9 protein-coding genes are annotated in these 13,227 nt (G+C 73.0%); 7 read left to right on the top strand and 2 right to left on the bottom strand.

Annotation, left to right across the window (positions count from 1 at the left end):
- Positions 1 to 225 precede the first annotated feature (225 nt).
- Both CHF16_RS05890 and CHF16_RS05885 read left to right on the top strand, forming a co-directional pair.
- Positions 226 to 2,373 (top strand): putative bifunctional diguanylate cyclase/phosphodiesterase, encoded by a 2,148-nt coding sequence (locus CHF16_RS05890; protein ID WP_089324857.1) that lies wholly within the window; start codon positions 226 to 228, stop codon positions 2,371 to 2,373.
- Between the two features lie 337 nt (positions 2,374 to 2,710).
- Positions 2,711 to 2,995, top strand: coding sequence for a hypothetical protein (locus tag CHF16_RS05885; protein WP_143227889.1), 285 nt, complete (start codon positions 2,711 to 2,713; stop codon positions 2,993 to 2,995).
- Here the strand turns inward: CHF16_RS05885 and CHF16_RS05880 are convergent, their stop codons facing one another.
- Positions 2,996 to 3,247 (bottom strand): DUF6458 family protein, encoded by a 252-nt coding sequence (locus CHF16_RS05880; RefSeq protein WP_089324855.1) that lies wholly within the window; start codon positions 3,245 to 3,247, stop codon positions 2,996 to 2,998.
- A gap of 198 nt (positions 3,248 to 3,445) precedes the next feature.
- Between CHF16_RS05880 and gatC the strand changes: the two genes are divergently transcribed.
- The 3 genes from gatC to gatB are packed head-to-tail and all read left to right on the top strand — an operon-like array spanning position 3,446 to position 6,748.
- Positions 3,446 to 3,745, top strand: coding sequence for an Asp-tRNA(Asn)/Glu-tRNA(Gln) amidotransferase subunit GatC (gene gatC / locus CHF16_RS05875; protein WP_089324854.1), 300 nt, complete (start codon positions 3,446 to 3,448; stop codon positions 3,743 to 3,745).
- 4 nt (positions 3,746 to 3,749) lie between these two features.
- Complete coding sequence (gene gatA / locus CHF16_RS05870) at positions 3,750 to 5,249, top strand: Asp-tRNA(Asn)/Glu-tRNA(Gln) amidotransferase subunit GatA (protein ID WP_089324853.1); 1,500 nt, start codon at positions 3,750 to 3,752, stop codon at positions 5,247 to 5,249.
- A 14-nt stretch (positions 5,250 to 5,263) separates the two neighbouring features.
- Positions 5,264 to 6,748 (top strand): Asp-tRNA(Asn)/Glu-tRNA(Gln) amidotransferase subunit GatB, encoded by a 1,485-nt coding sequence (gatB, locus tag CHF16_RS05865; RefSeq protein ID WP_089324914.1) that lies wholly within the window; start codon positions 5,264 to 5,266, stop codon positions 6,746 to 6,748.
- A 65-nt stretch (positions 6,749 to 6,813) separates the two neighbouring features.
- Here the strand turns inward: gatB and CHF16_RS05860 are convergent, their stop codons facing one another.
- On the bottom strand, positions 6,814 to 7,914 hold the full coding sequence (locus CHF16_RS05860; protein WP_089324852.1) for a PQQ-dependent sugar dehydrogenase: 1,101 nt from the start codon (positions 7,912 to 7,914) through the stop codon (positions 6,814 to 6,816).
- Positions 7,915 to 8,356: 442 nt separating this feature from the next.
- On the opposite strand from CHF16_RS05860, the gene CHF16_RS05855 reads away from it, so the two are divergent.
- Both CHF16_RS05855 and CHF16_RS05850 read left to right on the top strand, forming a co-directional pair.
- A complete protein-coding gene (locus CHF16_RS05855) occupies positions 8,357 to 11,188 on the top strand; it encodes a putative bifunctional diguanylate cyclase/phosphodiesterase (protein WP_089324851.1) in 2,832 nt (943 codons plus the stop codon).
- Between the two features lie 151 nt (positions 11,189 to 11,339).
- Positions 11,340 to 13,226, top strand: coding sequence for an acetolactate synthase large subunit (locus CHF16_RS05850; protein ID WP_281259323.1), 1,887 nt, complete (start codon positions 11,340 to 11,342; stop codon positions 13,224 to 13,226).
- Position 13,227 lies beyond the last annotated feature (1 nt).

Below are 13,227 nucleotides of genomic sequence, written 5' to 3'. Positions count from 1 at the left end.
GTTACTCAGGGGTACACTACGATCACCCAACGGTGAGCGGCGGGTGTGATACGGCATAACGGAACGTACGCAATCGGTTTCGCGAAGTTGACCAAAGGCCGTACGCTCCCACTCATCACGACCTACACCTGAATCTCCGGACGTAACACCCGGGAGGCGCCGCCCCCGGGAGCGGGGACGCCCGGTGCCGGGGGCCGGCCCCCCGAACCTCCCCCCGAGGATGTGATGAAGGACCCGAACAACACGCGGAACACGGCACCGCGCCGCGGCTCCCCGTTGTGGATCTACTTCGTCGTGGTCATCCTGCTCGGCGTCGCGGCCGGCGGGGCCGCGTTCTCCGGGCTGAGCGCGGCCGACCTGGACGCGCTCGTCGGCACGCCCGTCTTCTGGATCCTCGGCTGCTTCATCATCTTCGGCGAGATGCGCCCGATCATCACGCCGGGCTCCACCGAGAACAACGGCGCCACCACCTCCACCACGTTCTCGTTCGCCGCGCTGCTGTACGCCGGGCTGCCCGTCGCCGCCGCGCTCCAGGCCGTCGCCGTCATCACCTGCGGCATCTTCCGCGGCCGCGCCCCGCACCGGATCGCCTTCAACACCGCCCAGTACACCCTCAGCCTCGCCGCCGCGCAGCTCGTCCTCACCCTGTCGGGGAACCTCGCGACCCCGTCGGACCTGTGGGTCCCGCGAGGCTCCGACCTGCCCGCGATCGCCCTCGCCGGCGCCGTGTACTTCGTCTGCAACGACACCCTCGTCGGCTCCGCCGTCGCCCTGCACGAGCGGGTCTCGCTGCTGAAGGCGCTCCGCTTCGACCTCGGCTACCAGATCCTGGTGCACCTGGCGCTGCTCGGCCTGGCCCCGCTGATGGTCATCGCGATGGACCGGTCCGCGCTGTTCGTCCCGCTGATCGTGCTGCCGTTCATCGCCGTCTACATGAACGCCTCCGTCTCCGTCCGGCGCGAGCACCAGGCCCTGCACGACGGCCTGACCGGGCTGCCCAACCGCAAGCTGCTGATCGTCCGCACCGAGGAGGCGCTCGCCGAGGCGCGCGGCGCCCGGCAGCGCGGCGCCGAGGGGCACGCCGCCCGGAGGCGGGGCACCGAACCGCGTCGGCCCGGCCGGCTCGGGGCCCGCCGCCGCAGGCCCGCCGACCAGCCCGAGCACCGCGCCGGGCTGTTCCTGCTCGACCTCGACCGGTTCAAGGAGGTCAACGACACCCTCGGGCACCCCACCGGCGACCGGCTGCTCCAGCTCGTCGCGCACCGGCTCACCCACAGCGTCCGCCCCGGCGACCTCGTCGCGCGGCTCGGCGGCGACGAGTTCGCGGTGCTGCTGCCGACCGTCCGGGACGAGGCCGCCGCCCGCGAGGTCGCCGCCCGGCTGCGCGCCGCCCTCAGCGAACCCGTCCGGCTGGACGGCATGTCGTTCGACCTGGAGGCGAGCGTCGGCATCGCGCTGTTCCCCGACCACGCGCCCGACTTCGAGCTGCTCCTCCAGCGCGCCGACGTCGCGATGTACAACGCCAAGGAGGCCCGCACCGGCGTCGAGACCTACTCGCCCGGCAAGGACCGCAACTCCCCTGCGCGGCTCAGCATGCTCGGCGACCTGCGCCGCGCCATCGACCGCGCGGAACTGGAGCTGTTCTACCAGCCCAAGGTCTCGCTGCGGGACGGCCAGCTCGTCGGCATGGAGGCGCTGCTGCGCTGGCGCCACCCCGACCAGGGGATCCTCGAACCCGAGGCGTTCCTGTCCATCGCCGAGCAGACGTACCTGATGCGCTCCATCACCCACCACGTCGTGACCGCCGCGCTCGCGCAGACCGCCGCCTGGTGGCGCGAGGACCTCGCCGTCCAGGTCGCGGTGAACGTCTCCGGCCGCGACCTGCTCGACACCGGCCTCGCCGAGACGATCGAGGAGGGGCTGCTCGCCCGCGGCCTGCCCGCCGCCGCGCTCCAGCTGGAGATCACCGAGCGGATCCTGATGAACGAGCCCGCCTACGCCTCCGAGACCGTCGGCGCCCTCGCCGCCCTCGGCATCCCGCTCAGCCTGGACGACTTCGGCACCGGCTACTCCTCCCTCGTCCGGCTCAAGCGGCTCCCCGTCGAGGAGATCAAGATCGACGCGTCGTTCGTGCACCGCCTCGCCGACTCCGCCGACGACGCCGTCATCGTCCGCTCCATCGTCGACCTCGTCCGCACCCTCGGCCTCCGCTCCGTCGCCGAGGGCGTCGAGGACCGCGGCACCGCCGACACCCTCCGCGAAATGGGCTGCGACGCCGCCCAGGGCTGGCACTTCGGCCGCCCGATGGACGCGGCCGCGGCCACCGACTGGCTCCGCCGCCACGCCCGCAAGGCCCCCGAACCGGCGGCGTGACCTTTTGGGGGGCGACCCCCCATTCCCCCCGTTGCGAGCCGGTCGATCCTCACGCTGTGTTGGCCCAGGGGGGCGACCCCCTGGAACCCCCGTTGCGAGCCGGTCGATCCTCACGCCACGGTTTCGGTTGTTGTGACCGTGCGGGTTGGTGGCGTGTCGCTGCGGTCGCCCGGCTCGGCGGGTCGTGCGGCCTCCGGGCGCTGGGCGCCCTCCGGCCGCCCGACCCGTGGTTGGGGGCTGGGGTTGTTGGTCTGGGAGCCAGGGGCCCGGTACCGGCTTGGTGTTGTTTCTGACAGATTGTCTTACGGTCGGTTCGGGCGGCGGCTACGCTCCCGGCATGAACAACGCCGCGCGTGGAGTGATCCTCGGCCTCGGGTTACTGGGCATGGGGATCATGTTCTTCGGGATCATGGACTACGCGACCGCGGAGGACTTCAAGGCGTCGGATCTCGCCGGCACGATCGGGTGCGGCTTCGCCATGCTGTCGTGCGCGGTCATCGCCGCGGCCGCGCTGGCGGGCATGCGGCCGGGGCCGCCGAAGCCGGTGTCCCTTCCCTACCAGCAGCAGGGGGCCTACCAGCAGAGCGGCGCCGTGCCGCCGCAGTACCCGCCGCACCGCTGATCAGTAGGGGCGGTGGGGCGGGTAGTCGTCCTGGTAGTAGTGCTCCTCGCGGACGGCCGCCGGGGGCGGCCGGCGGTCGACCGCGCGGCGGGCGGACACGATCCGGACGATGCCGATGACGAGGCCGATCAGGCCGCCGACCATCAGGATCACGCCGACCAGCCGGATGTCGATGCCGCTGAGGTCGTAGTCGACCGCGTAAGCGAGGATCGCGCCGATGATGATGAGGGCGATGCTGCCGCCGATGGTCACGGCGGTCTCCTTCCGTCGTCCCGGGGGTGGACGACCAGAGCGTTCCCATTCAGGCGAAGCTAAACAAACAGCCATCACGGGGCAGGCGCCTCCGGCGCGGAGGTGGCGGCCCGCCGGGGCCGTATATCGGTCGGGTGGAGCGGGTGCGGCCCATAGGATGGCGGGCGAACCCACTTCATCGCAGGAACGGTTTCCATCATGTCCGCCATCACCCGTGACGAGGTATCCCACCTCGCCCGGCTGTCCCGGCTGGCGCTCGGCGACGATGAGCTCGACCGTCTCGCCGCCCAGCTCGACCAGATCATCTCCGCGGTCGCGCGGGTGCAGGAGGTCGCGGCGCAGGACATCCCGCCCACCTCGCACGCGCTCCCGCTCACCAACGTCTACCGGGAGGACGAGGTACGCCCGTGCCTCACCCCCGAGCAGGCGCTGTCCGGCGCGCCGGCGGCCGAGGAGCAGCGCTTCCGCGTCCCGCGGATCCTGGACGAGGAGGCGTGAGCGGATGAGCGAACTGGTCAGGAAGGGCGCGGCGGAGCTCGGCGAGCTGATCGCCGCGGGCGAGGCGTCGGCCGTCGAGGTGGCCGAGGCGCACCTCGACCGCATCGCCTCCGTGGACGGGCAGATCAACGCGTTCCTGCACGTCGACCGCGAGACGACGCTGGCGCAGGCGCGGCGGGTGGACGAGCGGCGCGCGGCGGGGGAGGAGCTCGGCCCGCTGGCCGGCGTCCCGATCGCGCACAAGGACGTCTTCACCACCGAGGACATGCCCACCACCGCGGGGTCCAAGATCCTCGAGGGCTGGAGGCCGCCCTACGACGCGACCGTGACGGCGCGGCTGCGGCGGGCCGGCCTGGTGATCCTCGGCAAGACGAACATGGACGAGTTCGCGATGGGCTCGTCCACCGAGAACAGCGCCTACGGCGTGTCCCGCAACCCGTGGGACCTCGACCGCGTCCCGGGCGGCTCGTCCGGCGGGTCCTCGGCGGCGGTCGCCGCGTACGAGGCGCCGCTGTCGACCGGCACCGACACCGGCGGCTCCATCCGGCAGCCCGCCGCCGTCACCGGCATCGTGGGCATGAAGCCGACCTACGGCGGCTCCTCCCGGTACGGCGTGATCGCGTTCGCGTCCTCGCTCGACACGCCGGGCCCGTTCGCCCGGAACGTGCTCGACGCGGCGCTGCTGCACGAGGCGTTCAGCGGCCACGACCCGATGGACTCGACCTCGGTGAGCCGGCCCGTCCCGCCGGTCGTGGAGGCCGCGCGCCGGGCCGACGTCAACGGGTTGCGGGTCGGCGTCGTCCGGGAGTTCGCCGGCGACGGCTACCAGCCCGGCGTGACCGCCCGGTTCAACGAGGCGGTCGAGCTGCTGGAGTCGCTCGGCGCGAAGGTCGTCGAGGTGTCCTGCCCGCACTTCGAGTACGCGCTGTCCGCCTACTACCTCATCGCGCCGTCGGAGTGCTCGTCCAACCTGGCGCGCTTCGACGCCATGCGGTACGGCCTGCGCGTCGGCGACGACGGCACCCGCAGCGCCGAGGAGGTGATGGCGCTGACCCGCGCCGAGGGCTTCGGGGCCGAGGTCAAGCGGCGCATCATGCTCGGCACCTACGCGCTGTCGTCCGGCTACTACGACGCCTACTACGGCAAGGCGCAGCAGGTCCGCACGCTGGTCAAGCGCGACTTCGAGGCGGCGTTCGAGCAGGTGGACGTGCTGGTCTCGCCGACCACGCCGACCACGGCGTTCCCCGTCGGGGAGCGCGCCGACGACCCGATCGCGATGTACCGGGCCGACCTGTGCACCATCCCGGCGAACCTCACCGGCAACGCCGCGATCTCGGTGCCGTGCGGCCTGGCGGACGGCCTGCCCGTCGGCCTGCAGATCATGGCACCCGTCCTCGGCGACGACCGCGTCTACCGCGTCGGCGCCGCCGTCGAGCGGGCCCTGGAAGAGCGCTGGGGCGGCCCGCTGCTGGCGCAGGCCCCGGAACTGGTGGAGGCGAAGTGACCACCCCGACGCTGATGGACTACGACGAGGCGCTGGCGAAGTACGAGCCGGTCCTCGGGATCGAGACGCACATCGAGCTCGGCACCGCGTCGAAGATGTTCTGCGGGTGCCCGACGGAGTTCGGGGCGGAGCCGAACACGCAGGTGTGCCCGGTGTGCCTCGGCCTGCCGGGGGCGCTGCCGGTGACGAACCGCGCGGCGATCGAGGGCATCATCAAGATCGGCCTGGCGCTGAACTGCGAGATCGTGGAGTGGTGCCGGTTCGCCCGGAAGAACTACTTCTATCCGGACATGCCGAAGAACTTCCAGATCTCGCAGTACGACGAGCCGCTGTGCGTGGACGGCCACCTGGACGTCGAGGTCGACGGCGAGACGTACCGGATCGAGATCGAGCGCGTCCACATGGAGGAGGACACCGGCAAGTCGCTGCACGTCGGCGGCACGACCGGGCGCATCCACGGCGCCGAGTACTCGCTGGTCGACTACAACCGGGCCGGCATCCCGCTGGTGGAGATCGTCACCAAGCCGATCGTCGCGACCGGCGACCGGGCGCCGCTGGTGGCGCGGGCGTTCGCCACCGAGCTGCGCGAGCTGGTCCGGTCGCTCGGCGTGTCCGACGTCCGCATGGAGCAGGGCTCGATGCGCTGCGACGTGAACGTCTCGCTGATGCCGCGCGGCGCGTCGGAGTGGGGCACCCGCACCGAGACCAAGAACGTCAACTCGCTGCGGTCGGTGGAGCGGGCCGTCCGGTCGGAGATCGAGCGGCAGGCCGCGGTGCTGGACGGCGGCGGCCGCATCGTCCAGGAGACCCGCCACTTCCACGAGGACACCGGCCGCACCACCAGCGGGCGCAGCAAGGAGGAGGCGCAGGACTACCGCTACTTCCCCGAGCCCGACCTGGTGCCGATGGCGCCGTCCCGGGACTGGGTGGCGGAGCTGCGCGCGTCGCTGCCGGAGCTCCCGGCGGCGCGGCGGCGGCGCATCCAGGCCGAGTGGAACCTGTCGGACCTGGAGCTGCGCGATGTCGTCAACGCCGGCGCGGTCGACCTCATCGAGGCGACGGTCGCGCAGGGCACCGACGCGGGCGCGGCCCGCAAGTGGTGGATGAACGAGCTGTCGCGGCGCGCCACCGAGCAGGGCGTCGAGCTGGCCGACCTGCCGATCACGCCGGAGCAGGTCGCCCGGGTGCAGGCGATGATCACGGCCGGGGAGCTGAACGACAAGCTGGCCCGGAAGGTCTTCGAGGGCGTCCTCGCCGGCGAGGGCACCCCGGACGAGGTCGTCGCGAAGCGCGGCCTGAAGGTCGTCAGCGACGAGGGGGAGCTGTCCGCGGTCATCGACGAGGTGATCGCCGGCAACGCGGACGTGGCCGACAAGATCCGCGCCGGCAAGGTCGCCGCCGCCGGCGCCCTCGTCGGCGCCGTGATGAAGGCGACCCGCGGCCAGGCCGACGCCGGCCGCGCCCGCGAGCTCATCCTGGAGAAGCTCGGCGCGTCCTGACGCGAGCGGCCCGCCGTCCCGTGCCCGGGCGCGGGGCGGCGGCCGGTCAGTACGCGGGGACGCCGTCAGTTCGCGGGGACGCTGAGGACGCGGTCGTCGTCGGAGGCGGGGTCGCCGCGGCCGTCGCGGTTGCTGGTCGTCACCCAGAGGGTGCCGTCGGGCGCCTCGGCGACGGCGCGCAGGCGGCCGAAGCGGTCTTGGAAGTGCGCGACCGGACGGCCCGCCCTGCCGTCGTCCAGCGGGACCTGCCAGAGGCGTTCGCCGCGCAGCGCGGCCGCCCACAGGGATCCGCCCGCGTAGGCGAGCCCGGACGGCGACGCCTCGTCGGTCGTCCAGGTCAGCAGCGGTTTGGTGAAGCCGGCGCCGCCCTCGTCGCCCTCCGCCTGGGGCCAGCCGTAGTTCTTGCCCTTCTGGATCAGGTTGATCTCGTCGAAGCGGTTCTGCCCGAACTCGGTGGCGTAGAGGCGGCCCCGGTCGTCCCAGGCGAGACCCTGGACGTTGCGGTGCCCGTACGTCCAGACGCGGTTGCCGAACGGGTTGCCGGGCGCGGGCTTCCCGTCGGGCGTCACGCGGAGGATCTTCCCGGCGAGGGAGTTCCTGTCCTGGGCGAGGGGGCCGTCGCCGGTCTCGCCGGTGGTGACGTAGAGCATCTTGTCGGGGCCGAACGCGAGCCGCCCGCCGTTGTGGTTGGAGCCCTTCGGGATGCCGGTGATGATCGGCTCGGGTGTACCGAGGCGCCCGTCATAGGTGGCGCGGGCGACACGGTTGTCCGTCGCGGCCGTGTAGTACAGGTACACCAGGTGGTCGGACGCGTACGTCGGCGACACGGCCACGCCCAGTAGCCCGCCCTCGCCCGACGCCTCCACACCGGGCACCGTGCCCGCGGCCGTCTTCCGCCCGGACGGCGAGACCCGCACCACGCGGCCGGAGTCCCGCTCGGTCACCAGGGCGTCGCCGCCGGGCAGGAACGCCACCGCCCACGGCACCTCCAGATCGGCGGCGACGGTGCGCGGCTCGCCGCGCGCTCCGGCCGTCCCGGACGGCGAAGCGGACGAAACCGGCGGTGATGTGCGCGCGCCGCCGTCGCCGTCCCCGCCGGACGAAGAGGACGAGCAGCCCGCGAGGAGCACCGCGGCCGAGACCAGGACGATCGTGTGCACTCGCATGAACGCCTCCCGTAGGTAGCCGTAGGTAGTACGCGTCCGGCGGCCGGGTCGTTCCCCGTCACCGAGCGTCATGCGAGGGCAAGCCTCCGATTCGGTGACGATCCATTTCGGACCTCCCAAACGGATGCCCGACGAGGCCGTTCGTCGCCGGGAGGACGCCCAGCCTCAATCGCTCCGTGACCTACCGAACGTACAGTGAGCGACACGGTGATCCCGTAGTGCAGCAACGTCGCTGATCTCCGGCAGGTGCTCCGGCAGGCATGCTCCCCCCAGGCCGGCCGGTCGCCACCGGCCCGCGCGGACCCCTGCGCGGGACACGATCCGCGACCTTCCGGCCGCCGTACGAGCGGCGGGGGTCGTGGACCCACTCTTCCCCGGCGTGCGGCGCCCACCGTCCGCGGGGGCCGACACGCCCCACCGGGGGCAGGAAGGGACCGGCGCGATGAGCGGCGACTACGCCAGGCGGATGCCGCCGCGCGCGCTGCCGGTCGCCATGGCCGCCGTCGTCGGCGTGCTGTACGCCACCGGTTCGCTGCTGGGCTGGGGCGGCCGGGCGTTCATCGCGTGGGCCGAGGCCGGCGCCGCGGGCGCCGCCGCCGTCTCGCTGCTGCTGTCGTCCCGCCGCCCGGACGGCGTCCCGGCGGAGCCGGGCGCACCGGGCGGGCTCTGGCGCGCGTCGTGGCGCTGGTTCGGGATCGCCGCCGCGTCCTGGTTCGTCGGCGCGTTCGGCGGCGCCCTGGCGGACGGCGCCGGGCGCAGCGCGCTGTCGCTGTCGGTGCCCGACCTGTTCTACCTGTTCGCGCTGGTGGCGCTGGTCACGGGCCTCGTCGCGCCGATCCGGCTGCCGCGCGACGCCGGCACCTGGCTGCGCTACGCGGCCGACACCTACGTCTGCGCGTCCGCGCTGTTCGTGCTCGGCTGGGTGGCCCTGTTCGGCGCGCTGTACCACCGGTCGGGGGAGGCGCCGCAGGAGTTCCTGCTGGAACTGCTGTACCCGCTGATCGACATCGTGTTCGTCTGCGGCGCGCTGCCGTTCGTCCTCGGCGCGGCCCGCGGGCACCGGCGGCTCGCCTGGATGGGGTACGGCGCGCTCGCCGCCATCGCCGCCGCCGACGTCGTGAGCACGTTCGTCCGGCTGGACGGCGGCGGGCCGGCCGACGACCCGTCCGACATCCTCCGCCTCGCCGGGCTGCTGCTCCTGCTGCTGGTGCCGTGGACCGGCCCGGCCGCCGGACCGGACCTGCCGGTCGACGACATCCCCGCGGACGTCGAGGTGGACGGCGAGGAGCGCGGCCGCATGATCGGCCCCGGCATCGCGCCCGCCGCGATCGCCGCCGCCGCGGCGCTGTTCATCGGCGGCCACTCGCTCACCGGCCAGAACGGCCTGGAGCCCGGCGTGTCGATCGCCGCGGGCTCGGCCGCGCTGGTGCTGATCGCCCGGCTCGCCGCGCTGCTGCACGAGAACGAGGCGCTGCGCCGCGCCGTGGACACCGGCGAGGAGCACTTCCGGGCGCTGTCGGAGAGCATCAACGACGCGGTCCTCATCTGCGACCTGGACGCGACCGTCCAGTACGCCAGCGCGGGCGCGCTGCGGACGTACCACTACACCTCCGAGGAGCTGCTCGGCCGCCCGCTGAGCGAGATCGTCCACCCGGAGGACCTGCCGCGCGTCCAGGCGGTGTTCATCGAGTTCCTGGGGGAGCGGCCCGCCGACGCCGGGTCCGGCGAGGCGCTGCGCGTGTCGTGCCGGGTGCGCGCCGCCGACGGCACCTGGCTGCCGACCGAGTCGACGGTCTCGCGCTACAGCGGCTCGGCCGGGACGCCCGCCCGGCTGCTGGTGACGACGCGCGACCTGAGCGAGCAGGCGGCCCTCCAGCGGCAGGTCGCGCACCTGACGTTCCACGACGGCCTCACGGGCCTGCCGAACCGCGCCTACTTCGAGGAGCGGACGCGGGAGGTGCTGTCGCGGCAGCCGTCCGGCGGGAAGGCGGCGGTCGTCTTCGTCGACCTCGACGGGTTCACCGCGGTGAACGACTCGGAGGGGCACGCGGCCGGCGACCAGGTTCTCGCGCAGGCGGCGCGGCGGCTGCGCGCGAACGTCCTGTCCGACGACACGGTGGCGCGGTGGGGCGGCGACGAGTTCGCCGTGCTCGTGCAGCTCCCGCCGGACGCCGGGGAGACCCGCGCCACGGTCGAGCTCGCCGGGCGGCTCCTGCGCGTCCTGTCGGCCGACCCCTACCAGGTCGGCGACAAGCACATCGTGCTCACCGCGAGCCTCGGCATCGCCTTCGCCGGGGACGAGGAGGAGCCCGGCACCGGGACCGGCGCCGCCGACGCGGGCCGCAGGGTCCGCCGCTCCGCCGCCGACCTGCTGCGCAACGGCGATCTCGCGATGGCCCGCGCGAAGGAGGCGGGCGGCGGGCGCGTCGAGGTGTACGCGCCGCACATGCACGCCGACGTCGTCCGGCGGCTGGAGCTCGGCAGCGACCTGCAGACGGCGCTCGCCGAGGAGCAGTTCGCGGTGGAGTTCCAGCCGGTGGTGGACCTCGCCACGTCCCGGGTGACCGGGGTCGAGGCGCTGCTGCGCTGGTGGCGGGGGAGCGAGGCGGTGCCGCCGGAGGAGTTCATCGGCCCGGCGGAGGAGTCCGGCCTGATGGTCCCGCTCGGCGAGTGGGTGCTGCGGGAGGCGTGCCGCGAGGTCGCCCGCTGGCGCCGCGACTCCTGGGACGTCGGCCTGTCGGTAAACTTCACCGCCCGGCAGATCGCCGCGCCCCGGTTCACCGCGACGGTCGCGGCGGTGCTGGAGGAGACCGGGCTGGCGCCGAGCGCGCTCACCCTGGAGGTCCGCGAGGAGGTCCTCGTCGAGGACGCCGGGCAGAACGTGGCGCGGCTGTCGGAGCTGCGCGACCTCGGCGTCCGGCTGGCGATCGACGACTTCGGCACCGGATACGCCTCGCTGGCCTACCTCGGCCAGCTCCCGGTGGACATCATCAAGATCGACCCGTCGTTCGTGGCGGGCCTCGGCGCGGACGAGACGCTGACGCTGCTCACCCGCACGATCGTCCGGCTCGGCAGCGACCTCGGGCTGACCGTGGTGGCGGAGGGCATCGAGCGGCCCGAGCAGCTGGAGCTGCTGCGGGAGATGGGCTGCCCGCGCGGCCAGGGCTTCCTCGTGGCGCGCCCGATGGCCGCCGGGCGGGCCGAGTCGCTGGTGCGGACGAACCTCGGCGGGCGCGACCGCCCCGGCGACGTCGCGCTGCCCCTGCCCGGCTGACCCCCGGCGCGGCTCGCCCCCGCCGCGCGGACGGTGTGACGGGCGACACGGCTATCTCAGATAGTGGGATAAAATGTCCACGGATTTGACCGGGGGGCGGACATCGGCGAAAGTGGGCTCGTGCAGAGCACCTCCATCATCCTCGTAGTACTTGGCCGGCGCGCGGGCTGACCAAGCTTCTCGTCCTGCGCGCCTCCCCTCGACCGCTTCACGGCGGCGGGGGTTTTTTGTTGCCCGGCGAGCCAAGACTCACTCCCCAAGGAACCGCAGAATCATGACCACCGAACAGATGACGGGAGCCCAGGCGCTGGTCCGCGCCCTGGAGAACGTCGGCGTCGACACCGTGTTCGGCATCCCGGGCGGCGCGATCCTCCCGGCTTACGACCCGCTGTTCGACTCCAAGAAGCTCCGCCACGTGCTCGTCCGGCACGAGCAGGGCGCCGGGCACGCGGCCCAGGGCTACGCGATGGTGACCGGCAAGGTGGGCGTCTGCATGGCCACCAGCGGGCCCGGCGCGACCAACCTCGTCACCGCGATCTCCGACGCCTACATGGACTCGGTGCCGATGGTGGCGATCACCGGCCAGGTCGCGTCGTCCCTCATCGGGACCGACGGCTTCCAGGAGGCCGACATCGCCGGCATCACGATGCCGATCACCAAGCACAACTTCCTGGTGACCAAGGCGTCGGACATCGCCCGGACGATCGCCGAGGCGTTCCACATCGCGGGCACCGGCCGGCCGGGACCGGTCCTGGTCGACATCGCCAAGGACGCGCTGCAGGCCACCGTCGGCTTCGAGTGGCCGGTCGCGCTCCAGCTCCCCGGGTACCGGCCCGTCACCCGGCCGCACTCCAAGCAGGTCCGGGAGGCGGCACGGCTCATCGTGAACGCCGAGCGCCCGGTGCTGTACGTCGGCGGCGGCGTGCTGAAGGCCGGCGCGTCCGCCGAGCTGAAGGTGCTCGCCGAGCTGACCGGCGCGCCCGTCGTCACCACGCTGATGGCCAAGGGCGCGCTGCCCGACAGCCACCCGCTGCACATGGGCATGCCCGGCATGCACGGCGCGGTCGGCGCGGTCGGCGCCCTCCAGCGGGCCGACCTGCTGGTCACCCTCGGCGCCCGCTTCGACGACCGGGTCACCGGCAAGCTGGACGGGTTCGCGCCGCACGCCAAGGTCGTGCACGCCGACATCGACCCGGCGGAGATCTCCAAGAACCGGCACGCCGACGTCCCGATCGTCGGGGACGCCCGCGAGGTCATCGCCGACCTGATCGTCGCCGTGCAGAACGAGCACGAGCAGGGCCGCAAGGGCGACTACACCGACTGGTGGCGGCAGCTGGACGCGTGGCGGGAGACCTACCCGCTGGGCTACGACACGCCGGCCGACGGCTCGCTGTCCCCGCAGTACGTCATCGAGCGGATCGGGGCGATCGCCGGGCCGGACGCCTACTACGTCGCGGGCGTCGGCCAGCACCAGATGTGGGCCGCGCAGTTCATCAAGTACGAGCGGCCGGGCGCGTTCCTGAACTCCGGCGGCGCCGGGACGATGGGCTACGCCGTCCCGGCGGCGATGGGCGCCAAGGCGGGCGCGCCGGACGCGACGGTGTGGGCCATCGACGGCGACGGCTGCTTCCAGATGACCAACCAGGAGCTCGCGACCTGCGCGATCGAGGGCATCCCGGTGAAGGTCGCGATCATCAACAACGGCAACCTCGGCATGGTCCGGCAGTGGCAGACGCTCTTCTACAACGAGCGCTACTCCAACACCGGCCTCAAGCCGCAGGCCGAGCACGCCGAGAAGCGGATCCCCGACTTCGTCAAGCTGGCCGAGGCGTACGGTTGTGTCGGCCTGCGCTGCGACCGGGCCGAGGACGTCGACGAGGTCATCGCCAAGGCCATGGAGATCAACGACGCGCCCGTCGTGATCGACTTCGTCGTGCACGAGGACGCCATGGTCTGGCCGATGGTCGCGGCCGGCACCACCAACGACGACATCAAGATCGCGCGGGACATGGCGCCCGAGTGGGAGAACGGAGACTGAC

The organism is Actinomadura meyerae, from assembly GCF_900188445.1.
Classification (GTDB): domain Bacteria; phylum Actinomycetota; class Actinomycetes; order Streptosporangiales; family Streptosporangiaceae; genus Spirillospora; species Spirillospora meyerae.
The sequence above is the reverse complement of the archived record's forward strand: the minus strand, read 5'-3'. Positions and strand labels throughout refer to the sequence as shown.